Origin of the sequence: Planotetraspora sp. A-T 1434, assembly GCF_025420585.1 — a bacterium.
Taxonomy (GTDB): domain Bacteria; phylum Actinomycetota; class Actinomycetes; order Streptosporangiales; family Streptosporangiaceae; genus JAOEGB01.
On sequence record NZ_JAOEGB010000041.1, the window covers coordinates 18,814 to 43,017 of the forward strand.

The following is a 24,204-nucleotide window of genomic DNA, read 5'->3' on the forward strand; positions in this document are numbered from 1 at the left end:
CTCCGAGATCATTCCAGAATGTCGGCACCCTATGTGAAGAAACCCCTGTCTACTTATGTGACGGATGAGGGGCCAGCCAGGCGTCGACCTGGCGGCGCAGCCTGTCCTTCGTCTCCGCGGGCGCGAACGACGCGTCGATCGAGGCGCGGGCGAGCTCGGCCATGACCGCGTCGCCGTACCCGAAGGCGTCTCTGACGCGGGCGTACTCGTTCGCGAGCGACGTCCCGATGATGGAGGGGACATCGGTGTTGACCGTGACGACCAGCCCGGCGTCGCGGAGCCGGGGCAGCGGGTGGGCGGCCAGGGAGCCGACCACGCCGAGCGCGACGTTCGACGATGGACACACCTCCAGCGGGATCCCGCGATCGCGCACCTCCGCGACCAGTTCGTCGTCCTCCAGCACGCGGATCCCGTGTCCCAGCCGCTCGGTGCGGCCGAGAGCGACGGCCTCGCGGATGCTCTCCGCTCCGCGGCACTCGCCCGCATGGTGCACCACATGGAGCCCGGCGTCCCCGGCCGCCTGGAAGACGTCGGCGAACGGAGCCAGCGCGTAGGACTCCTCCCCGGCCACCCCGATGCCCGCGACGCCGCCGGAGGCGTAGCGGGTCGCCAGCTGCAGGGTGCGCCAGGCCCGCTCCACCGACCGCCGCCGGGAGTGGTCGAGCAACACGCGGCATTCGATTCCGTACGCCGCCCGCCCCTCCGCCAGGCCGTCCAGCACGGCCTCCAGCGGCATCTCCAGATCGCCGAGCCTCTCGCCATGGGAGGCCGCGGTGAACGTCACCTCCGCGTAGCCGGTGCCCTGCGCCGCCTCGTCCTCGCAGAACTCCAGCGCGGCCCGCCGGAAGTCCTCCGGCCGGCGCAGGCAGCCGCGCACCAGCGAGTTGTGGTCGGCGAACTCGCGGAAGCCGCTGAAGGCGAGCGGTGTCCCACCAGGGAGGTCCACGCCGTTCGCGGTCGCGATCTCCCGGAGTGTCGAGGGCCGCACCGTGCTCTCCAGGTGAACGTGCAGATGAGCCTTCGGCAGCCGCGTGAGGTCCCGCATGCTCGCGAGGATAGGAAACCTCCACCGGGCCGGCATCCGATTTTCCCCCGCGGGGTTTCCGCCTTACCCCGCGGAACGCCCCTCCGGAACCGCCTCCCCGATTGCCCGGCGAGGCCGGATCCCGGCAGCCTAACCTGGACAGGTGCTGCAGAAACCCGCGGAGATCGTCGACCGCGACAAGGACTGGGAGATCCTGTCGGACTTCCTGCGCCCGCGCCGGCCGGAACGGCCCGGGGCGTCGATCGCGGCTGTCACGGGACGCCGGAGGGCTGGCAAGACCTATTTACTGGGGCGCTTCAGCGAGCAGGCCGGCGGTCTCTATTACGAGGCCCGCCAGGAGGACAGCCTTCTGGAGGCCCAGGAACGCCTCCGCGCCGAGATCGCCGCCTACGAGCCGGCCCGCGCCGCGGAGATCAACGTGATGCCGCTCGGCCAGGCCGACACGTGGGACCGGCTGCTGGAGGCGGCGATGGACGTCACCTTCGCCCGCCGGACGGAGGACATGGTCCCGCCGGTCATCATCGATGAGTTCCCCTACCTGCTCCGCGACACTCCTGTCCTGCAGTCGATCCTGCACCAGCTGTATGACACGCGTATGTTCCGGCCTCGCGAGAGCGCGCGTGGCGGGCTGCGGCTCGGCTACTTCGACCGGCTTATCCAAGGGAAGCTGCTGCTCTGTGGCTCGGCGATGTCCATCATGCAAGAGCTGGGTCATGGCTCGCGGCCCCTCTTCGGGCGGCTCGCCTGGACGATGACCGTGGAGCCGTTCGACCACATCGACATGGCGCGGTTCTGGGGTATCCACGATCGGGAGGTCGCTCTTCTGCTCTACGCCGTACTGGGCGGTGCCGCCGGCTACCTCGAGCTGACCGAGGATCGCACCGGCCTGCGTCCCCCTCAGACCCTCGCCGACTTCGACTCGTGGGTCGCCAGGACTCTGCTCACCCCCAAGCCGGGTTTCCTCACGGAGACCGAGATCTGGCACCTGCTCAGGGAGGACCCGCGCGCCGGAGACAAGGTCATCTACCAGCAGGCGATGAAAGCCATCGCCGATGGAGCCACCACGGCTACCCAGGTGGGCGGTGTGCTGGAGAAACCCAAGGAGGAGATGGAGCCAATCGTCGACCGGCTGGTCGCGATGGGCTACGTCGACGAGCGCTCTGAGCTCTTTCCGTCCAGCGAGTATGTGCTGCGGCTTCGCGACCCGGTCATCCGCTTCCACTACGCCGTGGTCGAGCCGGCGGTAGACCTGCTGCGTGACGCGGGCGATCCGGGCGAGGTCTGGGAGCACTCCGCGAGTCGCTTCCGCTCCCAGGTCCTGGGCCCGGCCTTCGAGGAGGTCGTGTCCGCCAGTGCCTCCCGTATGCTACGCAATCGTGGCATCGAGATCGGCTACCGCGGCTGGACCACCGTCCACGACCCCGAGACCCGCAAGAACCACGAGGTCGACCTCGTTGGGCTGGAGCCGTACGCGGTGCCGCGTGACAAGAAGGCGCGGATCGTGGTGATCGGTGAGGCGAAGGCCACACGGCGGCCACGTGGCATGAAGGACCTGGAGCGGCTGCGGCGGATCCGCGAGCTTCTCTCGAAGCGACGCCGCGCCGCCGACGCCAAGCTGGTCATCTTCTCGATGTACGGCTTCTCCGACGCGTTGCTCAAAGAGGCCGGGAACCATCCCGATGAGGTGGTCCTCTTCGGGCTTGATGAGCTCTTCGGCTGGAAGGGCTGACCCGGCGGTAGCGCGCCTGTGGCAGTATCCGCCGTCATGGAACTCCAGGTGCCGGGTCACACCGTGCTGTCCGTGGTCGTCGGGTCGCGCGCGTACGGGCTGGAAACCGAAAGTTCGGACGTCGACCGGCGGGGGGTCTTCGTGGCGCCCACGCCGCTGTTCTGGCGCCTGGACAAGCCTCCGACGCATGTCGAGGGGCCGATGCCGGAGCAGTTCTCCTGGGAGATCGAGCGCTTCTGCGTGTTGGCTCTGCAGGCCAACCCGACGGTGCTGGAGTGCCTGTGGTCCCCGATCGTCGAGCACTCCGGCCCGCTGGGCGACGGCCTGCTGGCGATCCGCCAGGCGTTCCTGTCCCGCAAGGCCGAGCGCACGTTCGCGGGCTACGCCGATGAGCAGCTCCGCCGCCTGGGGTCGCTTGACTCGCCGGACGGCGACGTGAGGCCGCGCAAGATGGCCATGCACATGATCCGGCTGCTGCTCAGCGGCCTGCACCTGGCCCGCCACGGCGAGCCGCTCGTCCGTGTGGACGCCCACCGCGACCGCCTGCTCGCCGTACGGCGGGGCGACCTGGACTGGCCGGAGGTGCGGCGGTGGCGTGACGAACTGGCGGCTCAGATCGCCGAGGTCGGAAGCGTCCTTCCCGAGCGCCCGGACCGGGACACGGTGGAGGACTTCCTGATCACCGCCCGGAGATCCTCCCTGTGACCGCCGTCCTGCCGGACTGGCTCGCCGAGATTCCCGCGAGCAGCCGCATCCCTTGAAGGAAAGGGCAAGATGACCGAAAGCCGTGGAGTGATCTGGGATTTCGACGGCACTCTCGCCGAACGGCCAGGTCTGTGGTCGGGCTGCCTGCTGGAAATCGTGCGGGCTGAGAATCCAGACGATCCGATTCGCAGGGAGGATATCGCTGCGCTGATGCGCACGGGATTCCCCTGGCATACCCCTGAGCAGGGGCATCCCGAACTTTGCGATCCAGATGCCTGGTGGGACAAGATAACCGGACTCCTCGGAGGCGTCCTGCGCAGGCTTGGCTATCCCGACGAGTCGGCGCGCATGATGGCTCCCCAGGTCCGCGAGCGTTATCTGGATGAGGGGGTGGGCTGGCGGCTGTACCCCGGCGTGCACGAGTCCCTGCGGCGCATCGCCGACGCCGGCATACCGCAGGTGATCCTTTCCAACCACGCACCGGAGCTGGCCGACCTGGTCGAGCGCCTCGGCCTAGCCCCGTACTTTCAAGCGATCATCACCTCAGCCCTGACCGGTTATGAAAAGCCGCATGAGTTCGCCTACAAGGCCGCTCGGGCGGCATTGCCCGACGGCGCCGCCCTCTGGATGGTCGGCGACAGCGTGGAGGCCGACGTTCTCGGGCCTGCGAGACACGGCATCCAGACGGTCCTGCTGTGGCGGAAACAGGGCCTGCCGCCTGAAGGCGTGGAGCGGTACGCCACGGACCTGTCGGTAGCCGCCGATCTCATCCTGGGCGATAGCACGCCGTAAGGTCTCCCCGCACAACACGGCGTCGGCGCTCGACGCCTTGCACGATTTCGTGGTTTCCGCACGGTTTCTCGGGCACGCGAGTGCTGACAAATCCAGATGGAAGTTATGCTGATCATTGTTGGGATCAACGCGCGCGGGGGAGTCCTGTTGGGGCAAGAACGTGAATCGTGGGCCTTCGACCCGAACACGCCCAGTGTGGCCCGGCTGTACGACTACTACCTGGGTGGCAAGGACAACTTCGCGGCCGATCGCGAGGCGGCCGAGCGTCTGCTGGCCGTCGCCCCGGAGGTGCGGCTCGCCGCTCGGGAGAACCGGGCCTTTCTCGGCCGGGCGGTGAGATTTCTCGCGCAGTCCGGCATCACGCAGTTCCTGGACATCGGCACGGGGCTGCCGACCCAGGGCAACGTCCACGAGGTCGCGGGCGAGGTCGTCGGAGGAGCCCGGGTTGTCTATGTGGACAACGATCCGATCGTGCTCGGCCACGCCAGAGCGCTCCTGGCAGGGGACGGTCACACCACCGTCGTCAAGGGTGACCTGAGGGATCCCGAGGAGATCCTCAACCATGCCGACGTGGTCAAGGCCCTCGACTTCAGCAAGCCGATCGGCCTGCTTCTCGTCGCGGTCATGCACTTCATCTCCGAGGAGGACGAGCCGGCTCGCATCCTCACCACTCTGCGGGAGGCGCTGCCAGCGGGAAGCTATCTCGTCCTGTCACACGGCACCCTCGACGGCCGCTCCGAGGCAGTGAGGGCCGGTACGCAGGTCTACTCCAAGACCACCGCATCGGCGACGCCGCGGACCCGTGACGAGATCCGCGCCCTGTTCGACGGGTTCGAGCTGGTGGATCCGGGCCTGGTCTGGCTGCCCGAATGGCGGCCCCTCCAGCCCGAATTCATCGACCCGCCGGAGTCGTCACTCATATATTGCGGCGTGGGCCGCAAGATCTGACGGCGAGCCCTGACGTGGAGATCGGTCTGGCACTCGCCCAGTACGGGCGGTTCGGGTCGCCGGAGATCGTCACGCTCGTCGCGCGGGAAGCCGAGTCGCTCGGCTCCGACAGGCTCTGGGTCGGCGACCGGCTGCTGACCTCGCTCGCTCCGAAGGACGGTTATCCCGGGGAAGACGGAGCATCCCGGAGGAGGCGCCGGCACGGTGTCGCAGGTTGCCGGCTACCTCTCCGCCACCGCGGCCGCCGGGGTCCATGAGCTCTTCGTCGACCTCCAGCTCACCGCCCGCGACGATCATCACCTGCTCGAACTCGCTCAGGCCTTCCGCGCCGCGCTCCACGGATGACGCGGCCTCGTCGCGTGGCTCCCGCGCACCCGGTCGTTCCCGGGATGAGAGAATCCGGGGAACCGCACTCGTCAGCGGCGCCGCCACCACTCGAGGAGAACCGTTGACCTCATCCACCAAAGACAACCTCGATGTCGCCGCCAGCGCCCAGGAACTCGCGGACAGCGCGCCGGCCGGGTCGTTGAGCCACGCCGCCGCCAAGTCGGTGGCGATCACGTGCGCCACCACACGGGACCTCGCCGAGGCCAGGGCCGCGCTGGACGGCATTACCCCGGACGACGTACGGCAGGCCGCCCTGGAGCTCCTGGACCGGCTTCTGACCGAGTCCGCCTGACGGCGTGCCGCCCGGGGACGGACCCCCGGGCGGCCGCCGCCGTCAGGTCGTCACGCCGTCAGACCGTGTTGAAGCCGTCAGGTCGTGATGAACTCGTCGGGGCTCGTCACGACGGGCGACTCGACGTAGAGGCTGCGGTACTCGTCCTGGATCCCGCTGTTGTGCACCTGGATCGCGAGCGGGCCGACCCGTCCGGCGGTGGGGTCCTTGAAGCGCAGGACCTCGACGCCCTTGCAGGTCGTGGCGCCCGAGGGGAGCGGGCAGCAGGCCATGCGGGCCACTCCGGTGGTCTGGTTGGCCACGATCTCGCACTGGCTCCAGACGTGGATGTCGATCTTGGTGTGCGGAAGCTGAGTGAACAGGCTGCCGCCGCCGTCGTTGTGCCCCGGCCGGTAGTCCCAGTGCCCGCCGTTCGGCGGCTGGAACTGGATGGCGCTGAGAGCGTCGCGGATCGGGTCGGTCGTGCCCCAGATCAGCACGGTGGGCGCGTGGTCGCCGACCACCTGCCTGACGTTGAAGATCCAGCGGAAGCTGCCGACCTGCTTCTTGTTGTAGTAGATCCATCCCCTGCTGGCGCCCGTGCCGTGGATGGCGTTGTTCTGGACCGTCCAGCCGTTGGCGGCGTGCGGCGTCCAGCCGTCCAGGGTCGTGCCGTTGAACATCGACACCAGGTTCGGGTCGCCGTACGGGTTGGACGGGTTGCCGTCGCTCGTCGTGCCGGTCACCTCGGAGCTGTGCCCGGACTCGTTGCCCGCGGCGTCCACGGCGGTGATCGTGTAGGTATGCGTCGAGGAGGCGGCCAGGCCGCTGACCGTGGCCGTGGTCCCGCTCGGGGTGGCGACGACCGTGGACCCCTCGTAGACGCGGTAGCCGGTGACGGCGACGTTGTCGGTGGAGGCCGTCCAGGACAGGGAGATGCTGGCGGCGGTCGTGGCGGTCACCTGCGGGCCGGTGGGGACGCTCGGCGCCTGCGTGTCGTCCGTCCCGCCGCCGATGACGGTCAGCTTGTCGATGTTGGGCCCGCCGTTGGCGGTCGTCGCGGTGGCCCTGACCGTGTTCGTCCCGGCGTTGAGCGGGGCGCTGATGGTCGCGTCGGCCCACGTGTCCCAGTTGGCCGTGGCGTTGAACGCCTTGCCGGCCGCGACCACGGTGCCGTTGACGGAGATGTCCAGCGGGCGGTTGGTCGTGGTGCCGTTGGCGTACCGCAGCACGAGGGAGGCTGTGCCCGCCGACGCGGCGCTGACGGTCCACTCGATGTAGCCGCCGGTCGTGTTCACGTAATCGACGAAGCCGGTGCCGGTGAAGCCGGTGTGGTTGGACGCGACGGCGGCCTGGCTAAGCGTGGCGCTCTCGGCCTGATATTCGCTCGACGGCGTGTCCGAGGTCACGACCTCGAGGTAGTCGAGATTGGGGTTGCCGTTCGACGTCGTCGAGGTGATCCGCACGGTGTTGGCGCCCGCGTTGAGCGTCGCGGTGAGGGTGGCGGTGGCCCAGGTGTCCCACGTGCCGGTGCTGTTGAAGGCCCGGTTGGCCGACACCACCGTCCCGTTGACCGCGATGTTCGCGGGCCGGTTGGTGGTGGTCCCGTTCGAGTAGCGGATCGAGACGGTGGCGCTGCCCGCGACGGGCGCGTTCACGGCGAACTCGACGTAGCTGCCGGTGACGTTGTCGCCGTTGACGTAGCCGGTGCCGGAGAACCCGGTGTGGGTCGTTTCGAGAACTCCTTGGGAGATTGTGGCGTTCTCGGCCTCGTAGCGGTTGGTAGCCGCCTGGGCGGCCAGGTTCGGAAGGGCGGAGAGGATGAGAGCGAGCAGGGCGAAGAAGACCAGCCCAGCACGGGTCGATTGATGCACGGCTTCCCTTTCTGCCGAGCGCGCGCCCCGTTGCCTCCACCCAGAGCAGACGAGGCGCCACCTGTTGACAGCTAAATCGGATCATCGGGTGATATATCAGGTCAAGTAGTGGCGGGGGCCCAAATCCCGCCCGCCTTTCCTCGTGATCATGTCGTGATCATGCACAGGTTCCCTGCGGTATCTCCTACCTCGCGCTTCACCATTCGTGATCATGCACGGGTTCCGGCGAGCGGCTCTCCGCCTGGGGCTTTGTTCCTCGTGATCTGGCATTGCATGATCGCGCCGTACGTCCGCGCAGGTCGTACGGCATGCGAGGGAATCTGTGCATGATCACGGCGTGATGGGGGCGGGGGGCCAAAAACGCGAGAACCCCAGACCGGCCGGTCTGGGGTTCTCGCGGATGGTGGGCGATACTGGGATTGAACCAGTGACCTCTTCCGTGTCAGGGAAGCGCTCTCCCGCTGAGCTAATCGCCCTCGAACTACCAGAGGTGGAGACGGGATTTGAACCCGTGTACGCGGCTTTGCAGGCCGCTGCCTCGCCTCTCGGCCACTCCACCAGGTGAAGCTCCGAGCGGAAGACGGGATTCGAACCCGCGACCCTCACCTTGGCAAGGTGATGCTCTACCACTGAGCCACTTCCGCGCGATGTCCGCCGGCTGTCCGCCGGCCGGACTCACGCAGAGCACTTTATCGAATCCGCGCCGACTCCCCAAATCGGCGCCGGCCGGGTGGTGCCCTCGACCGGCTGTAAGGAGCTAACATGCAATACGCTGGTTACCTTTCCAGGAAAGAGTGGGACGATGCACGACAGCGGGGCCGTAGCGGTCGGGCCTGAGCCGCTGACCTTTGACGACGTGATCCGGGTCGCGAGGCACGGAGCGGCCGTACGGCTGACGGACGACGCGATCGCCGAGATGGCTGCCTCCCGGGGCAGGATCGAGGAGCTGGCCGAGGGGGACACGCCCGCCTACGGCGTCTCGACCGGCTTCGGCGCTCTGGCCACCCGGCACATCGACCCGGCGCTGCGGGCGCGGCTCCAGCGGAGCCTCATCCGGTCCCACGCCGCCGGATCCGGCCCCGAGGTGGAGACCGAGGTCACCCGGGCCATGATGCTGCTGCGCCTGCACACGCTCGCCACCGGCCACACCGGCGTCCGCCCCACGACGGCCAGAGTCCTGGAATCGCTGCTCAACGCGGGCGTCACGCCCGTCGTCCACGAGTACGGCAGCCTCGGCTGCTCGGGCGATCTGGCCCCGCTGTCCCACGTCGCTCTGACGATCATGGGGGAGGGGGTCGTCCGCGACGCCGAGGGCAGGCTGAAGCCGGCGGCGGAGGCGCTCAAGCAGAGCGGCATCGAGCCCGTCGAGCTGGCCGCGAAGGAGGGGCTCGCCCTCGTCAACGGCACCGACGGCATGCTCGGCATGCTCGTGCTGGCCATCCACGACCTCACCCGGCTGCTCAAGACCGCCGACATCAGCGCTGCCATGAGCGTCGAGGCCCTGCTGGGCACCGACTACGTCTTCGCCGCCGATCTCCAGGCGCTGCGGCCGCATCCCGGACAGGCAGCCGCGGCGGCCAACATGCGCGGACTCCTCGACGGCTCGGGCATCATGGCCTCCCACCGGGACGGCTCCTGCACCCGCGTCCAGGACGCCTACTCCCTGCGCTGCGCGCCCCAGGTCGCCGGAGCGGCCAGGGACACCGTCGCCCACGCCGCGACGGTCGCCGCCCGCGAGCTGGCAAGCGCGATCGACAACCCCGTCGTCCTCGCCGACGGCCGCGTCGAGTCGAACGGCAACTTCCACGGCGCCCCCGTGGCGTACGTCCTGGACTTCCTCGCGATCGCGGTCGCCGACGTCGCGTCGATCGCGGAGCGGCGGACCGACCGCATGCTGGACGTGGCGCGCAGCCACGGGCTGCCGGCCTTCCTCGCCGACGATCCCGGTGTGGACTCCGGCCACATGATCGCGCAGTACACCCAGGCCGCCATCGTGTCCGAGCTGAAGCGGCTCGCCGCCCCCGCCAGCGTCGACTCGATCCCCAGCTCGGCGATGCAGGAGGACCACGTCTCCATGGGCTGGTCGGCCGGGCGGAAGCTGCGCCGCGCGATCGACGGCCTCACCCGGGTGCTCGCCATCGAGGTCCTCACCGCCGCCCGCGCCCTCGACCTGCGCAAGCCGTACGAGCCGGGTGCGGGGACCGGGGCGGTGGTCCGGGCGCTCCGCGAGTCGGTCGAAGGTCCGGGGCCGGACCGGTTCCTCGCCCCCGAGATCGAGACGGTGGTCCAGCTCGTCGGCGACGGCTCGGTGGTCGCCGCCGCGGAGACCGCGACCGGTCCCCTCGCGTAGGGGGATCAGCGCCAGTAGTCGTTCGCCGCGGCGATGGTGGCGAACTCGATCGAGACGATGTGGGCCGCGGCGGTCAGCGTCTCCGAGTCCATGGTGTTTGTGAGCACCTCCACGTCCGGCCGGACCGCGTGGATCGTGTTGCGGGCCATCAGGACGGCCAGGGCCCGGCCGTCCTCGGGACTCGCGGTGATCAGCGAGTTGCCCGGCACGAGTTCCATTGATCAACCCCCGTTCTGTCGCTGTTCGCAACGACACACTAGCTCTCCGGAGCGGTGGAACGGCCGACGGTGGGCCGGGCACCGCACCCGGGGTGTCGGCCGTGCACCGTGTCGCTCACGCGATGGCGGCCACCATCTCGATCTCGATCAGCAGGCCCGGCCGGAACAACCGGGGCACCTCGACGGTGGTGCCGGCCGGGGGCTCGGCCACTTCGCGCCGCGCCGGAACGTCTACGCGGCCCTGCCGCGTTCGGCCCCGCTCCCGGCGGCCCGCGCACTGCTCCGGCTTCTCCAGAGGGGGGACGGCCCGGCGTGGTGAGGGGCCCGGAAAGAATGGACCCGTGCGCGACGCTTTCGCCCATATCGGGGGATATCTGGCCACCGGACTGCGGGAGGTGACCACCGATCTGGCCGCTCTCGACGGCTCCGGGTGGTGGGCGGTCGTCGTGTCCTACGAGGGCAAGGTGACCTGTGCCCGCTTCGGCGACGTACGGCGGGCGCCGCTTCCGCGGCCGGTCGACCCCTGGCGCGGACCGGCCCCCGAGGCGTGGAGGAGCTCGCTCGACCAGGCCGGATACGAGCGCGGCGTCCAGCGGATCAGGGACTACATCGAGCAGGGGGAGGTCTACCAGGCCAACCTGTGCCGGATCCTGTCCGCCCCGCTTCCGGCAGGGGCGGATCCGCTCGCGCTCGCCGTACGGCTGGCGGAGGGAAACCCCGCTCCCTACGCGGCGGTGGTGTGCGTCCCCGGGCTGGTCGTGGTGTCGGCGTCGCCGGAGCTGTTCCTGTCGCGCAGCGGCGACGTCGTCGAGTCCAGGCCGATCAAGGGCACCGGGGTCACCGCGGGTGATCTCCTGGAGAAGGACTACCCCGAGAATTTGATGATCGTGGATCTCGTCCGGAACGACCTCGGCCGGGTGGCCAGGGTAGGCTCGGTGTCGGTGCCCTCGCTCTTCGAGATCGAGGAGCACCCCGGGCTGGTGCATCTGGTGTCGACGGTGCGCGCGAGGCTCGCCGAGGGGGTCGGCTGGCCGGAGCTGTTCGCCGCCACGTTCCCCCCAGGCTCGGTGACAGGGGCCCCGAAATACTCGGCGGTCCGCATCATCAACGAGCTCGAACCGGAGCCCCGCGGGCCGTACTGTGGGGCGGTGGGCTGGGTCGACGCCGACCGCCGCGAAGCGGCGCTGGCCGTCGGCATCCGTACCTTCTGGATCGAGCACGACACGCTCCGGTTCGGCACCGGAGCGGGCATCACGTGGGGCTCCGACCCCCGGCTGGAGTGGCGCGAGACCGAGCTGAAGGCGGCCCGGCTCCTCGGGCTCGCGTCGCGGAACGGGCGGGAAGGCATTGGGCCGGAAGCATAGAGATGGAGTTGTGGAGATGGCTGTACCCATCTGGGTGAACGGGGAGCTCCTCGAGCCCGGGAAAGCCGTGGTCTCGGTGTTCGACCACGGGCTCATGGTCGGCGACGGCGTGTTCGAGACGATCAAGGCCGTGGAGGGGGAGTCCTTCGCCCTCACGCGGCACCTCGACCGCCTCGCCCTCTCGGCCAAGCGGGTGGACCTTCCCGAGCCCGACCTGGCCTCGATCGCCGACGGGGTGCGGCGGACGCTGGCCGCCGCGCCGAAGTGGCCGCTGGCCAGGATCAGGGTCACCTACACCAGCGGGCCGGGGCCGCTCGGCTCCGACCGCGGCTCGGAGGGGACGACCACGATCATCGTCGTGGCCGAGCAGAAGGCGTTCCCCGCCACCGCGGACGTCACCGTGGTGCCGTGGCTGCGCAACGAGCGCGGCGCGCTGGCGGGCGTCAAGAGCACGTCCTACGGAGACAACGCCAAGGCCCTCGCGTACGCCAAGGAGCGCGGCGGCGGCGAGGCGATCTTCGAGAACCTGGCCGGGAACCTCTGCGAGGGCACCGGCAGCAACATCTTCATCGTCACCGGCGGCCGCCTCGTGACGCCGACCCTCGCCTCCGGCTGCCTCGCCGGGGTCACCCGTGCGCTCACCCTGGAGTGGTGCGGCGGCGAGGAGGCCGACGTCCCGATCTCGGCGCTGTACGAGGCCGAGGAGGCGTTCCTCACCTCCACGACCCGTGACGTCCAGCCGATCCGCCTGGTGGACGGCAAGGCCCTGCCGCAGGCGCCCGGACCGGTCACCCTCGCGGCCATGAAGGCCTTCGCCGAGCGGTCGGCGGCCGACCTCGACCCGTGACGGGGCCGGCGTTCAGGCTCCGCCGTACGAGTGCTGGCTCTGGACGTTGAGCTCCTTCATGCGGACCGACTTGGCGGGGTCGGTGAGCGGGTCGTCGACGCGGAGGACGTCGAGGCCCTTGGTGATGTCGCTCGAATAGATGTAGCCGTTGTAGTAATACGCCGACCAGGACCCGCCCAGTTGCAAACCCGGCTTCAGCGGCCCGCGCTCGAAGTAGGCGATCTCCTTCGGGTGGTCGGAGTCGGTGAAGTCCCACACCGAGACGCCGCCCATGTACCAGGCCTGGACCATGATGTCCCGGCCTGGCACCGGGACGAGCGACCCGTTGTGCGCCACGCAGTTCTCCTTCGAGCTCTGCACCCGAGGGATCTTGAAGAAGCCGTGCCGTACGAGCTTGCGGTCCGCCGTGATCTCGTAGACGGCGTCCGCGCCCTTGGTGGGGCTCCCGGAGCCGTCGCAGGTCGGGGCGATCCCGCCACCGAGCTCGTCGCTGAAGACCACCTTGGTCCCCGCGTCGTTGAACGTCGCCGAGTGCCAGATGGAGAAGTTCTCCTTGTCGGTCACCATCTGGAGCACCTTTGGTTTCACCGGGTCGGAGATGTCCATCAGGACGCCGTCACCGAAGCACGCCCCCGCCGCCAGCTTCTTCTCCGGGTAGACGGTGATGTCGTGGCATCCGGCCGCGGCGTACGCGTCGCTCTGGTCGAGCTTCCGGTCCTTGAACAGCTCGGGCTTCGCGATCACCTTGGCGCGGGCCGGGCTGTCGACCGGCACCTCCACGATCGAGATGTTCTCGTGCGGCGGCGGGCAGCTCTTCGAGCCCGGCGTCGGCCCGGGGGAGGAGACATAGAGGTAGAGCGTGTCCGAGGTCGTTCCGGGGACGATGGCGTGCGTGTGCGAGCCGCACTCGGTCTTCACCGCCGCGAGGTAGTGCGGATCCGACTTCTCCGAAATGTCGAAGATCCGGATGCCCTCCCACTCGGTTTCGCTCATGGGGTCGCCCGGGGAGCTGGCACAGGTGTTGTCCGTGCGCGGCTCGTCGATGGAGAGGAAGAGCAGGTCGCCGGAGACCGAGATGTCGTTCTGCCCGCCGGGGCACTCCACCCGGGCGACCGCCTTCGGGTGCGCCGGATCGCTGATGTCGGCCACGGTGAACCCCTCGTAGTTGCCGACGAAGGCGTAGCCGCCCTGGAAGGCGAGGTCGGTGCCCCACGCCTCCGGCCCGTTGAACGGCGCGTCAAGCGGGACGTTCGCGATCACCTTCATGTTGTCGCTGTGCCGGATCTCGTCCGGCCCGGGGATGCCGGTGGCGCGTGACGTGGGGTTTCCCAGTGTTTCGTGATTCTCCGGGGGAGGGGAACTGCAGGCGGCCGCACAAAGGACGGCGGCCAGGACGGCCGTGAGAATCGGTCGTTTCACTTGTCCCCCCATCGGGCCCGGGTTTCCCTGGGCTCCCCCGCCGGGTGGAAAGTAGCCCAGTATGGAAACTATGTCGGGCGGGCGATCAGCGTGGGCGGCTTTCGTAACGGTTGGGCTCGTATCGGTTGAGCTCGTGACGGGCACGGCACTCGCCGGATGCTCGGCCGCCAACCCGCCCACCCCGCTCGTCGCCGGCTCCCAGGCTCCCGTCCTCGTCCCCGGAGCCCCAGGAGAGCCCGGCCGTACGGCGAAGCCCGGGCAGCGGCTGGGCGACTCGGAGGCGAGGTCGACCGGTGCGGACGTCCGCTTCGCGGAGGCGATGATCCCCCATCACAGGCAGGCGCTGGAGATGGCCGGGCTGGCCGGCGCGAGGACCGCGGAGCCGCTGGTGACCGCCATCGCCGACCGGATCACGACGGGCCAGGGGCCGGAGATCACCGTGATGACGTCCTGGCTGGAGTCGCTCGGCCGCGAGGCGCCCACCGCCCATGATCACAAGCCGGGGTACGGCATGGCGACGCTGGAGGAACTGAACCGCCTGCGGGCGGCCAGGGGCGCCGCGTTCGACAGCCTGTTCCTGCAGTTGATGATCAGGCATCACCAAGGCGCGGTCCGCATGGCGGGGGAGGAACTGCGCGACGGCACGGACCGGGCCATGCGGAAGATGGCCCAGGACGTGGTGTCCGGCCAGCAGATCGAGATCACCCGCATGCGGGAGATCCTGGACGGCCGGTCATAGCGGCCTTATGAGCTCCAAAGCATGTTGGTGAGCTCTTCGTCGAGGTCCATGAAGTCGGTCTCACGACCGGCGGGGACGAGCTCGTAGGTGCGGTGCAGGAACTCGGTCAGCGGAGCCAGCGGGACCTCGAACAGCGCTTGGCCGAAGGGCGAGGTGAGGCTGATGTTGAGTGTGCGCTCGCCGTCGGAGCGGGCCGGCCAGACCTGGACGTCCCCGTCGCCGACGCGCCTCACGATGCCGACGGTGAGCAGCTCGCGGGCGAAGATCCACTCGACCGGTTCGTCGTTCCCCACGTGGAAGGCCATCCGGATGGCGTACGGATCTTCGGCCGTATAGCTCAGACCGGCGAGGAGCGGGACGGTAGTACGGTCGGGGACCACAAGCCGAAGGCCCAGCTCGGCAGAGACGGTGGTGCTGTGCATCGTCAGCCAAACCTTTTCGTCGTCGGGTCCCCTAACAGGGGCTTTCACTGCTTTGACGGACTTCGTCCGCTGCTCGCGCTGCGAGAATCGTGCTACGAGACGAACGAAGAGACCCGTAGGAAAGATTCCGCTTCCAGGCCCTTCTGTAACGCAGATCACAGCTTGACATTCGGTCATCTACCTGCTCAAACATCGTCAAGAGCCGCATGTTTACTCTGACTTTGCGCGTCGTTGGAGCCTTCCCGGTCCTGCTGTTGCGGGCAAACGATCTTAGGTGGTGCGTATCGGTCGAGCATGGGGCATCACGATGCTATGACACCACACCGTCACGCCGGGCTCTCTCCGGGGAACCTTTCGACGCTGTTGGCGAAGGCCGGACGATCGAGCCTCGTCGCCATTGCTTTCGCCAGCACCCCCTAGGTTGCGGTATGGTTTTCCCCGTCGGCACCGCGAGGTGCGGACCATCCCGGGCGATTAGCTCAGCGGGAGAGCGCTTCGTTCACACCGAAGAGGTCACTGGTTCGATCCCAGTATCGCCCACCACGTTAGCGCATTTCAGAGGCCGGACCCCAAGATCGGGGATCCGGCCTTTCGTCATCTGGACCGTCGTTGGACCGCGGGATCAGACGTCACGCCCCGTCCCGGACCGTCACCGAGCCGCGCCATCGTGCAAGCTCGCGCCGACCACCCGGCGCGCCCGCGCATGCGTGCTTTTGGTCGTTATCCACAAATGCGGAGCCGTGGCATGCTCCCTCTGCGACATTCCCCTACCGGCCAGTAGAGGTAAGGCTGTACAGGCGCGGGGCGGGGCGCCGCAGGGAAGGGCGCGCACAGTCAACGGAGGGGCTTGGTCGGGTGTTCAGTCGTGTCGCCATTGTCAACCGTGGTGAGGCCGCGATGCGGCTCATCCACGCCGTCCGGGAGCTGGCCGCGGAGACCGCGACACCGATCGAAACCGTCGCCCTGTACACCGACGTCGACCGCACCGCCACGTTCGTGCGCGAGGCCGACATCGCCTACGATCTCGGTCCCGCGTCCAAGCGCCCGTACCTCGACCTGAAGGTGCTGGAGCGCGCGCTGGTGGAGACCAGGGCTGACGCCGCGTGGGTCGGCTGGGGCTTCGTCGCAGAGGACCCGGCGTTCGCGGAGCTGTGCGAGAAGGTCGGAGTCACCTTCGTCGGGCCGAGCGCGGAGGCCATGCGCAAGCTCGGCGACAAGATCGGCGCGAAGCTGATCGCCGAGGAGGTCGGCGTACCGGTCGCGCCGTGGAGCCGCGGGGCGGTCGAGACCCTGGACGCCGCCCTGGCGGCGGCGGCCGAGATCGGCTACCCGCTGATGCTTAAGGCGACCGCGGGCGGCGGCGGGCGCGGCATCCGCGTGATCACGAACGAGGCCGAGCTCGCCGACGCCTACGAGCGCACCAGCCAGGAGGCCGCGCGGGCGTTCGGCAGCGGCATCGTGTTCCTGGAGCGTCTGGTCACCGGTGCCCGGCACGTCGAGGTCCAGGTGATCGCTGACGGCGAGGGCACCGCGTGGGCGCTCGGCGTCCGCGACTGCTCGGTGCAGCGGCGCAACCAGAAGGTCATCGAGGAGTCGGCGTCGCCGGTGCTCAGCCCTGCGCAGGCAGCCGGGCTCAAGGCGTCGGCCGAACGGCTGGCCGTCGCGGTCGGTTACCGCGGTGCGGCGACCGTCGAGTTCCTCTACCGCCCCGGCGACAAGCTGTTCGCGTTCCTCGAGGTCAACACCCGCCTGCAGGTAGAGCACCCGATCACCGAGTCCACCACAGGGTTCGACCTGGTCAAGGCGCAGCTGTGGGTGGCATCAGGCGGCAGGCTCGAAGGCGAGCCGCCGGTGGAGCGCGGGCACGCCATCGAGGCCCGGCTGAACGCCGAAGACCCCGACCGCGACTTCGCGCCCTCCCCGGGCCGCATCGCGCGGCTGGACCTGCCCGCCGGGCCGGGCATCCGCGTGGACACCGGCGTCAGCGAGGGCGACACCATCCCCGCCGACTTCGACTCGATGATCGCGAAGATTATCGCCTATGGCCGCGACCGCGACGAGGCGCTCGGCAGGCTGCGCCGGGCGATGGCGCAGACCACGGTGATCATCGAGGGTGGCGCCACGAACAAGAGCTTCGTGCTCGACCTGCTCGGCCAGCCCGAGGTGATCGACGCCAGCGCGGACACCGGCTGGATCGACCGCGTCCGCGGCGAGGGCAGGCTCGTCTCGCACCGGCACTCCGGCGTCGCGCTGGCGGCCGCCGCCATCGAGGCGTACGAGGAGGAGGAACGCGCCGAGCGGCAGCGGCTGCTGTGGACGGCGTTCGGGGGGCGCCCGCAGGTGCAGCACGAGAGCGGCCGGCCGCTGGATTTCAAGCTGCGTGGCGTCGGCTACCGCGTGCGCGTCGCTCGGGTCGGCGCGCATCGGTTCCGCGTCGGCGTCGAAGCGGGTGGCGACGTCCGCACCGCCGACGTCGAGCTCGACCGCTTCGACCGGCACACCGGGCAGATCGTTGTCAACGGCACCTGGTACCGCCTGGTCACCGGCACGCATGGGCCGATTCACTTGGTTGAGGTGGACGGCGTGACGCACCGGGTCAGCCGCGACGAGGGCGGTGTCGTCCGCTCGCCCGCGCCGGCGCTGGTCGTCGCCACGCCGCTGGAGGTCGGCGCCGAGGTGGAGGCGGGCGCGCCGGTGCTGGTGCTGGAGAGCATGAAGATGGAGACGGTGCTGCGGGCGCCGTTCAAGGCGCGGCTGAAGGAATGCGTCGTGTCCGTGGGCAGCCAGGTGGAGACCGGGGCACCGCTGCTGCGGCTGGAGCCGCTCGCCGACGCCGAAGTCGAAGACACCTCGGCCGCCGGGTCCGTCGAGCTGGACCTGCCCGCCGCGCCCGGGACGATCCCGGCGCGGGAGCGCACCACGCGCGGCCAGGAGGACCTGCGCAGCCTGCTGCTGGGCTTCGACGTCGACCCGCACGACGAGCGCCGGGTGCTCGACGACTACCTCGCCGCGCGCCGGGCGGTCATCGAGGACGGCCGCCGGCCGCTGGCCGAGGAGCTCGAGCTCGTCGACGTGTTCGCCGACCTCGCCGAGCTGAGCCGCAACCGGCCGGCGGCCGAGGGCGGCGGTGACGGCCACGTGTACAGCGCCCGCGAGTACTTCCACACCTACCTGCAGAGCCTCGACGTCGAGCGGGCCGGGCTGCCGGAGGCGTTCCAGGCCAAGCTCGCCAAGGCGCTTGGGCACTACGGTGTCAGCGAGCTGGAGCGCTCCCCAGAGCTCGAAGCCGCGGTGTTCCGGATCTTCCTCGCCCAGCGACGCGCGTCCGCCGACGCCACGGTGATCGCGACGTTGCTGCGCGCGTGGCTGTGGGAGCCGCCGCCGGAGGAGACGCTGCGCGAGCCCGCCGGTCTCGCGCTGGAGCGGCTGGTGGCCGCGACGCAGGTCCGCTTCCCTGTGGTCGCGGACCTCGCGCGCGGCGTGGTGTTCGCCTGGTTCGCCCAGCCGCTGCTGCGCCGAAACCGCGCCCGCGTCTACGCCGACGTTCGCAAGCACCTGCGCCACCTGGACGCGCACCCGGACGCGCCGGACCGCGCCGAGCGCATCGCCGAGATGGTGCGCAGCACCGAGCCGCTGGTGCGGCTGCTCGGCCAGCGGCTTGTCCGCGCCGACCTGGACAATTCGGTGATGCTGGAGGTGCTGACCCGGCGGTACTACGGCAACAAGGGTCTCACCGGCGTCCGCGCCAGCGAGGTCGTGGGCTGCACGTTCGTGGTCGCCGAGCGCGCGGGCTCGTGCGTGGTCTCTGCTGCGGTGAGCTTCGAAGCGCTGGGCCGCGCTCTGCGCGGGCTCGCGGAGCTGGCGAGCGGCGAGGAGGCCATCGACGCCGACATCTATCTCGCCTGGGAGGAGCAGCCGGAGGACTTCGACGCGATGGCGGCCGCGCTGCACAAGGTCGTTAGCGCGCACTCGCTGCCAAACCAGGTTCGCAGGCTCACCGCCACCGTCGCGGGCAGCGGCGGCGCGGTGATGCACCATCACTTCACGTTCCGCCCGTCGACCACGGGGATGACCGAGGAGCGGCTGATCCGCGGCCTGCACCCGTACATCGCGCAGCGGATGCAGCTGGAGCGGCTGAGCAAGTTCGACCTCACCCGGCTGCCGTCGTCGGACGAGGAGGTCTACCTCTTCCAGTGCGTGGCGCGGGAGAACCCGTCGGACGACCGCCTCGTCGCGTTCGCGCAGGTGCGCGACCTGACCGAGCTGCGCGAGCACGACGGCAGGCTGGTCGCGTTGCCGACGGCCGAGGACATGATCGCCACCTGCCTCGACTCGATCCGCCGCGCGCAGTCGCGGCGACCGTCGAACAAACGCCTCAACACCAACCGGATCGTGGTCTACGTCTGGCCGCCGAGCGACATCACCCGCGCGGAGTTGGAGATGATCGCCGGGCGCGTGCTGCCGACGACCGCGGGCGCCGGGCTGGAGGAGATCCTGTTCATCGCGCGGCAGCGTGACCGGAAGACCGGCGAGCTGACCAAGATCGCCGTGCGCATCTCCTTCGACTCCACCGGCGGCACCGTGCTGTCCGTCGGCGAGCCGTCGGTCGAGCCGGTCGAGCCGCTCGACGACTACCGGCAGAAGGTGCTCCGCGCGAGCAGCCGCAACACGGTGTACCCGTACGAGCTGACCGGCCTGCTCGGCGACTTCGTCGAGCACGACCTCGACGACGACCACGCGCTGGTGCCGGTTGACCGGCCGAAGGGGCGCAACACCGCGGCGATCGTCGCGGGCGTGGTCACCACGCCGACCCGGCGGCACCCGCAGGGCGTCACCAGGGTCGTGCTGCTCGGCGACCCGACGAAGTCGCTCGGCGCGCTGTCGGAGCCGGAGTGCCGCCGCGTGATCGCCGCGCTGGACCTGGCCGAGCGGATGCGGGTTCCGCTGGAGTGGTACGCGCTGTCCGCCGGCGCCCGGATCTCCATGGAGTCTGGCACGGAGAACATGGACTGGGTGGCCGCGGCGCTCAAGCGGATCGTCGAGTTCACCCAGGACGGCGGCGAGATCAACATCGTGGTCGCGGGCATCAACGTCGGCGCGCAGCCGTACTGGAACGCCGAGGCGACGATGCTCATGCACACCAAGGGCATCCTGGTGATGACGCCGGACTCGGCGATGGTGCTCACCGGCAAGCAGTCGCTCGACTTCTCCGGTGGCGTGTCGGCCGAGGACAACTACGGCATCGGCGGCTACGACCGGGTGATGGGCCCGAACGGGCAGGCGCAGTACTGGGCGCCGAACCTGGCCGCCGCGCGGGACGTGCTGATGTCGTACTACGACCACACGTACGTCGCACCCGGCGAGGAGGCGCCGCGGCGCGCGAAGACGACCGACCCCGTCGACCGCGACATCTCCGACTTCCCGCATGCCGTGGAGGGCAGCGATTTCACCACCGTCGGCGAGATCTTCTCCGCCGAGGCCAACCCGGACCGCAAGAAGCCGTTCGACATCCGGACCGTGATGCGGGCGCTCTCCGACCAGGACCACCTGGTGCTGGAACGCTGGGCGGGCATGGCCGACGCGGAGACCGCAGTGGTGCAGGACGTGCATCTCGGCGGCATGCCGGTGTGCCTGCTCGGCATCGAGTCACGGGCGGTGCCGCGGCGCGGCTTCCCGCCCACCGACGGCCCGGACACCTACACCGCGGGCACATTGTTCCCGCGGTCGTCGAAGAAGGCCGCGCGGGCGATCAACGCGGCCAGCGGCAACCGGCCGCTGGTGGTGCTGGCGAACCTGTCGGGCTTCGACGGCTCGCCGGAGTCGATGCGGAAGCTGCAGCTGGAGTACGGCGCCGAGATCGGCCGCGCGATCGTGAACTTCCGCGGGCCCATTGTGTTCTGCGTGATCTCGCGGTACCACGGCGGCGCGTTCGTGGTGTTCTCGAAGGCACTGAACCCAAACATGACCGTACTCGCGCTGGAAGGCTCGTTCGCCTCGGTGCTCGGCGGCGCCCCCGCCGCCGCGGTGGTGTTCTCCGGCGACGTCAACGCCCGCACTGCGGCCGACCCGCGCATGTGGGACCTGGAGGCCCGCGTCGCGGCCACCTCCGGCGCCGACCGCGCCGCGTTGACCGCGGAGCTCGACGAGCTCCGCTCGTCGGTCCGCGCGGAGAAGCTCGGCGAGGTGGCCGCAGAGTTCGACCGCGTGCACAACATCCAGCGCGCGGTCGAGGTCGGCTCCGTCGACGCCGTCATCCGCGCCGCCGAACTCCGCCCGCGCATCATCGAGGCCATCGAGTCCCATCTGCGTTAGCCCCAAACTCCACCTGACGCCCAAGGCCCACGGCAGGCCCTGAGTAGGGGGGACTGGCGCGGTGGCATGATGCGCCGTCTCCAGTCCTCGACCGCATTCAGAGGCGCGTTACAGACGCAGGTCAACGGGCTGGGCCATCGAGGCGACCGGTGACGTACTCGTCGGCCAGGGGCTCCGGCTCCAGACCGGGGCCGGTCAGCAAGCCGACCCTGGTCCAACGTCACGGCCCCCGGTCACGCGCCGGGAGTCGTTCGTGGCGATACGCGTTACCCAGCCCAACGGCGGGTCGCTGGTGCCGAGCTCGGCGCCCAGCAACGACTCCGAGGCCGCCGCGGTGAGAACTCCGCCGCAGGGAGCCGGTCATGTACGCCGATCCGGCGCGGTGTACTCATTCCGGCTGCTGGGCGGCCTTATGGAAGGGACGCAGCCCGGTGGTGACATCGGCGCGGGTGAAGGCGTAACGGCCCAGGAAGTCGATGTGCTCGTAGAAGATCGGCGACAGTCGGGCGCACATCGCGTCAGTGACCGGGAAGCCCTGTTCGCGCAGCTGCTTTACCGCGGCGTCCAGGTAGAGGGGGGAAGGTCGGTGGACAGCGACCGGAGGCTCGTCAATCAAGGGCGGCGAGCCTGCGCATGGCGCTAAGGAAACCAGGAATGTCTCGTATCGCTGGGACGCTCTTTTCGTAATCGGTCACACGACCCTCAAACGCGGCGCTGAGCTCGTCAAGCTGGTCCTGGAGATCAGTCGGCGAGGCGACCGTCACAGAACTCCAGGTACCGACGTCCATCCCGATGGTCACGTTGATCAGCATCTCGCCCCCATCGAGCACGTTGCTCAACCGAGGAACTGTCGGTGAGCGCAGCGCGAGGTAGCGCGAGCCGTACGGAAGAGTGCGGTCGCGTACGCGCCGGGCGTAGGTGCCGAAGCTCATCGTCTCGTCTCCAGGGCTTCGCGGGTCGCCATGAGCGCGAAGCCGAGCAGGTTGAGGCCCTGCCAGGTGGTGGGGGAGGCGGCGCGGTCGTCATCGGCGGTCAGGCCGATGCCCCAGATCCGATCGGTCGGGCTGGCCTCGACCAGGACCCGGTCCGCGGTCGAGAGAAGGTACCGCAGGAGCTCGGGGTTCTGGCCGAACTTGGCGGTGCTGCCGCGGACCACGATGTCGAAGCGGCAGGCGTTCCAGGCCTGCTCGTCGAAGCCGCGTACGGCCCGGCCGAGCGTCTTGGCCTCGCCCGGATGGCCTGCCGAGAGAATCCGCTCGGCGGTCTGGGGGTCGTCGAACAGCCATGCCTTGTGCGCCATCATGTAGTGCTCGGCGGAGGCGTAGGTGTGGCCGTCCTCGGTGAAGGTGACCGGCCACCACTGTGACAGGCAGCCGGGGCCGACGCCGCCATCGCGCGCGGGCCGGTGGCCCCAGAAGTACAGGTAGCGAAGGGCACAACCCGCCTGTTCCGCGGCGATCGCCTCGTCCACGCTGCGGGGCGACAAGATCTGCTCGGACACGTCCACACCGTGCCACAAGCGGTCTCGCCCTCGCCATCGAGTTATGGCGGTGTGCTTCCCTCCGCGGCGGCCCGTGAAGGCGAGATGGCTTCTCCAGATGGCGGGCCGCCGGCGGACTGGGCACGCCTGTCCATGTCCTGGACCCATGTGACCGCCACGGCGGCGACCTGGATCAGCTCCTCACGCAGGCGGCTCGCGTCGTCCTCGGCGAACGCCTCGAGCACCTCTTCGTGCAGGATGTGCCGCCAGGTCAGCCGGCCCTCGGCCAAGGCATCGGCCACGGCGCGCTTGGCCAGGTCAGCGTCGGGCGCGTACTCCGGTCCGGTGCCGTCGGGGTGTTCTTGCAGGCCCCATCGGGCGTCCTGGGCGGCCCGTTCGGCTGCCACGTCGGCCAGCACCCGGGTCAGCGAACCGGGGAGGCCGTAGTCGCCGGGCTGGATCATCGCGTCCGCGTCCCTCTTGGTGGTCCGTGGCGTAGTCCTTCGGAGGTTACGCCACGGCGTCCAGGGCGGGAGGCTGATGCTGACATTACTGCCGCAGGTTGATCCACCAGAAGATCCGGTCAACGCCGACCTGGCCGTCTACGGCAACCCGAACACGCTGCTGATGTGCGTCTACAACCGGGGCCGGGGCTTGTGTCACCGCGACGGTGTGAAGGGCAGCCCTAGCCTGGACCGCTGCGTCAGATCCTGCCTGAACATCGCACGCACCGACCGGCACGCCGGCCAACTGCGCGAGCACGCCATTCACCGGGGCAACCGCGCCCGCCACGTCCCCGACCCCCTCGGCACCCGCCTGCGGGCCCGGGCCAACGCGACTCGTCTGGCGGGACCTCGCCGACGAGCACGACCGCACCCGCATCACCAGCCAGGAAGCCACCACATGACCCCCTTTCCTGACGAGCGCGACCGCATCCGCGCCGTGATGGACCGAATCCTGGCCGGCGCCCCGCAGCACTCCGAGGGGGCCCTGACCATGGTCGCCCTCGCCATGGAAGCCGGGGTCCCGCGCAACCCGCTCACCCAGCGTCACCTTGATCTGAAGAACGAGTTCTGCGGCAAGGTCCGCGTCCGTGGGCAGATGCCGGACAGTGAGAAGCGGCTGCGCAAGCAGATCACCAAGCTTAAGGAACTGCGGGTCAAGGACGCCGAGGGACTCGCGCAGTTGCGGAAGGACGTACAAAGCCTCGTTCGGGTCGTCAACCAACTCACCGCCGAGAACCGACAACTGCGCACCGAGCTCAGCGCACCAGACACCCGTGTCCGCCTGCTGCCCAGCCAA

22 protein-coding genes and 4 tRNA genes are annotated in these 24,204 nt (G+C 69.5%); 13 read left to right on the plus strand and 13 right to left on the minus strand.

From position 1 onward, the window contains the following. Positions 1-49: 49 nt before the first annotated feature. On the minus strand, positions 50-1,045 hold the full coding sequence (gene add / locus N5079_RS33270; RefSeq protein ID WP_261588187.1) for an adenosine deaminase: 996 nt from the start codon (positions 1,043-1,045) through the stop codon (positions 50-52). Positions 1,046-1,187: 142 nt separating this feature from the next. On the opposite strand from add, the gene N5079_RS33275 reads away from it, so the two are divergent. The 6 genes from N5079_RS33275 (at position 1,188) to N5079_RS33300 (ending at position 5,898) form a co-directional block, all read left to right on the plus strand. After that, positions 1,188-2,774 (plus strand): AAA family ATPase, encoded by a 1,587-nt coding sequence (locus N5079_RS33275; protein WP_261588188.1) that lies wholly within the window; start codon positions 1,188-1,190, stop codon positions 2,772-2,774. Positions 2,775-2,810: 36 nt separating this feature from the next. Further along, positions 2,811-3,479, plus strand: a complete 669-nt coding sequence (locus tag N5079_RS33280) for a nucleotidyltransferase domain-containing protein (protein ID WP_261588189.1) — start codon at positions 2,811-2,813, stop codon at positions 3,477-3,479. Between the two features lie 69 nt (positions 3,480-3,548). Continuing rightward, positions 3,549-4,271 carry an HAD family hydrolase gene (locus N5079_RS33285; RefSeq protein ID WP_261588190.1) on the plus strand — a complete coding sequence of 241 codons (723 nt, stop codon included), beginning with the start codon at positions 3,549-3,551 and terminating at the stop codon, positions 4,269-4,271. Positions 4,272-4,418: 147 nt separating this feature from the next. Further along, positions 4,419-5,219, plus strand: a complete 801-nt coding sequence (locus N5079_RS33290; RefSeq protein ID WP_261588191.1) for an SAM-dependent methyltransferase — start codon at positions 4,419-4,421, stop codon at positions 5,217-5,219. Between the two features lie 204 nt (positions 5,220-5,423). Next, on the plus strand, positions 5,424-5,564 hold the full coding sequence (locus N5079_RS33295; RefSeq protein WP_261588192.1) for a hypothetical protein: 141 nt from the start codon (positions 5,424-5,426) through the stop codon (positions 5,562-5,564). A gap of 103 nt (positions 5,565-5,667) precedes the next feature. Beyond that, complete coding sequence (locus N5079_RS33300) at positions 5,668-5,898, plus strand: hypothetical protein (RefSeq protein WP_261588193.1); 231 nt, start codon at positions 5,668-5,670, stop codon at positions 5,896-5,898. Positions 5,899-5,975: 77 nt separating this feature from the next. Here N5079_RS33300 and N5079_RS33305 read toward each other — a convergent pair whose 3' ends face one another. The 4 genes from N5079_RS33305 to N5079_RS33320 form a co-directional block, all read right to left on the minus strand. Further along, on the minus strand, positions 5,976-7,751 hold the full coding sequence (locus N5079_RS33305; RefSeq protein ID WP_261588194.1) for a CBM35 domain-containing protein: 1,776 nt from the start codon (positions 7,749-7,751) through the stop codon (positions 5,976-5,978). 401 nt (positions 7,752-8,152) lie between these two features. Next, positions 8,153-8,227, minus strand: a tRNA-Val gene (locus N5079_RS33310). A 12-nt stretch (positions 8,228-8,239) separates the two neighbouring features. Further along, positions 8,240-8,310: transfer RNA gene (locus N5079_RS33315), tRNA-Cys, on the minus strand. A 13-nt stretch (positions 8,311-8,323) separates the two neighbouring features. Further along, positions 8,324-8,395, minus strand: a tRNA-Gly gene (locus N5079_RS33320). A 158-nt stretch (positions 8,396-8,553) separates the two neighbouring features. On the opposite strand from N5079_RS33320, the gene hutH reads away from it, so the two are divergent. Further along, a complete protein-coding gene (gene hutH / locus N5079_RS33325) occupies positions 8,554-10,101 on the plus strand; it encodes a histidine ammonia-lyase (RefSeq protein ID WP_261588195.1) in 1,548 nt (515 codons plus the stop codon). A 5-nt stretch (positions 10,102-10,106) separates the two neighbouring features. On the opposite strand, the gene N5079_RS33330 is transcribed toward hutH, so the two are convergent. Together N5079_RS33330 and N5079_RS33335 are read right to left on the minus strand one after the other, a co-directional pair. Continuing rightward, positions 10,107-10,319, minus strand: a complete 213-nt coding sequence (locus tag N5079_RS33330) for a hexameric tyrosine-coordinated heme protein (protein ID WP_261588196.1) — start codon at positions 10,317-10,319, stop codon at positions 10,107-10,109. Positions 10,320-10,434: 115 nt separating this feature from the next. Further along, positions 10,435-10,530: a RidA family protein gene (locus tag N5079_RS33335; RefSeq protein WP_261588197.1), complete on the minus strand. Its 96-nt coding sequence runs from the start codon at positions 10,528-10,530 to the stop codon at positions 10,435-10,437. Positions 10,531-10,660: 130 nt separating this feature from the next. On the opposite strand from N5079_RS33335, the gene N5079_RS33340 reads away from it, so the two are divergent. Both N5079_RS33340 and N5079_RS33345 read left to right on the plus strand, forming a co-directional pair. After that, positions 10,661-11,683 carry a chorismate-binding protein gene (locus N5079_RS33340; protein ID WP_261588198.1) on the plus strand — a complete coding sequence of 341 codons (1,023 nt, stop codon included), beginning with the start codon at positions 10,661-10,663 and terminating at the stop codon, positions 11,681-11,683. Positions 11,684-11,699: 16 nt separating this feature from the next. Continuing rightward, complete coding sequence (locus N5079_RS33345; protein WP_261588199.1) at positions 11,700-12,530, plus strand: aminotransferase class IV; 831 nt, start codon at positions 11,700-11,702, stop codon at positions 12,528-12,530. 12 nt (positions 12,531-12,542) lie between these two features. Here the strand turns inward: N5079_RS33345 and N5079_RS33350 are convergent, their stop codons facing one another. Next, a complete protein-coding gene (locus N5079_RS33350; RefSeq protein ID WP_261588200.1) occupies positions 12,543-13,949 on the minus strand; it encodes an LVIVD repeat-containing protein in 1,407 nt (468 codons plus the stop codon). A 133-nt stretch (positions 13,950-14,082) separates the two neighbouring features. Between N5079_RS33350 and N5079_RS33355 the strand changes: the two genes are divergently transcribed. Continuing rightward, on the plus strand, positions 14,083-14,688 hold the full coding sequence (locus N5079_RS33355) for a DUF305 domain-containing protein (RefSeq protein ID WP_261588201.1): 606 nt from the start codon (positions 14,083-14,085) through the stop codon (positions 14,686-14,688). A gap of 5 nt (positions 14,689-14,693) precedes the next feature. Here N5079_RS33355 and N5079_RS33360 read toward each other — a convergent pair whose 3' ends face one another. After that, on the minus strand, positions 14,694-15,110 hold the full coding sequence (locus tag N5079_RS33360; RefSeq protein ID WP_261588202.1) for an SsgA family sporulation/cell division regulator: 417 nt from the start codon (positions 15,108-15,110) through the stop codon (positions 14,694-14,696). Positions 15,111-15,578: 468 nt separating this feature from the next. Between N5079_RS33360 and N5079_RS33365 the strand changes: the two genes are divergently transcribed. Beyond that, positions 15,579-15,653: transfer RNA gene (locus N5079_RS33365), tRNA-Val, on the plus strand. Between the two features lie 312 nt (positions 15,654-15,965). Beyond that, entirely contained in the window at positions 15,966-21,422 is a 5,457-nt protein-coding gene (locus N5079_RS33370) for a carboxyl transferase domain-containing protein (protein ID WP_261588203.1), read from the plus strand. A gap of 388 nt (positions 21,423-21,810) precedes the next feature. Here the strand turns inward: N5079_RS33370 and N5079_RS33375 are convergent, their stop codons facing one another. Genes N5079_RS33375 through N5079_RS33390 form a run of 4 tightly spaced genes read right to left on the minus strand, consistent with a single transcriptional unit; the run spans position 21,811 to position 23,366 of the window. Continuing rightward, the gene (locus N5079_RS33375; RefSeq protein WP_261588204.1) at positions 21,811-22,038 is read right to left on the minus strand and encodes a transposase; all 228 of its coding nucleotides are present in this window, start codon (positions 22,036-22,038) and stop codon (positions 21,811-21,813) included. Continuing rightward, positions 22,031-22,354, minus strand: a complete 324-nt coding sequence (locus tag N5079_RS33380; RefSeq protein WP_261588205.1) for a hypothetical protein — start codon at positions 22,352-22,354, stop codon at positions 22,031-22,033. Before N5079_RS33380 ends, N5079_RS33375 begins: the two co-directional genes overlap by 8 nt. Next, the gene (locus N5079_RS33385) at positions 22,351-22,929 is read right to left on the minus strand and encodes an NADAR family protein (protein WP_261588209.1); all 579 of its coding nucleotides are present in this window, start codon (positions 22,927-22,929) and stop codon (positions 22,351-22,353) included. The genes N5079_RS33380 and N5079_RS33385 overlap by 4 nt, the downstream gene beginning before the upstream one ends. A 35-nt stretch (positions 22,930-22,964) precedes the next feature. Continuing rightward, a complete protein-coding gene (locus tag N5079_RS33390; RefSeq protein ID WP_261588206.1) occupies positions 22,965-23,366 on the minus strand; it encodes a hypothetical protein in 402 nt (133 codons plus the stop codon). 76 nt (positions 23,367-23,442) lie between these two features. Here N5079_RS33390 and N5079_RS33395 point away from each other — a divergent pair. Beyond that, on the plus strand, positions 23,443-24,204 hold a 762-nt coding region (locus tag N5079_RS33395), incomplete at its 3' end, for a hypothetical protein (protein WP_261588207.1).

What these genes read in the sequence shown, in the direction of transcription:
- add (WP_261588187.1), bottom strand. Translation starts at nt 1,045, where the DNA reads ATGCGGGACCTCACGCGGCTGCCGAAGGCTCATCTGCACGTTCACCTG.
- N5079_RS33345 (WP_261588199.1), top strand. Translation starts at nt 11,700, where the DNA reads ATGGCTGTACCCATCTGGGTGAACGGGGAGCTCCTCGAGCCCGGGAAA.
- N5079_RS33285 (WP_261588190.1), top strand. Translation starts at nt 3,549, where the DNA reads ATGACCGAAAGCCGTGGAGTGATCTGGGATTTCGACGGCACTCTCGCC.
- N5079_RS33360 (WP_261588202.1), bottom strand. Translation starts at nt 15,110, where the DNA reads ATGCACAGCACCACCGTCTCTGCCGAGCTGGGCCTTCGGCTTGTGGTC.
- N5079_RS33280 (WP_261588189.1), top strand. Translation starts at nt 2,811, where the DNA reads ATGGAACTCCAGGTGCCGGGTCACACCGTGCTGTCCGTGGTCGTCGGG.
- N5079_RS33390 (WP_261588206.1), bottom strand. Translation starts at nt 23,366, where the DNA reads ATGATCCAGCCCGGCGACTACGGCCTCCCCGGTTCGCTGACCCGGGTG.
- N5079_RS33330 (WP_261588196.1), bottom strand. Translation starts at nt 10,319, where the DNA reads ATGGAACTCGTGCCGGGCAACTCGCTGATCACCGCGAGTCCCGAGGAC.
- hutH (WP_261588195.1), top strand. Translation starts at nt 8,554, where the DNA reads ATGCACGACAGCGGGGCCGTAGCGGTCGGGCCTGAGCCGCTGACCTTT.
- N5079_RS33380 (WP_261588205.1), bottom strand. Translation starts at nt 22,354, where the DNA reads ATGAGCTTCGGCACCTACGCCCGGCGCGTACGCGACCGCACTCTTCCG.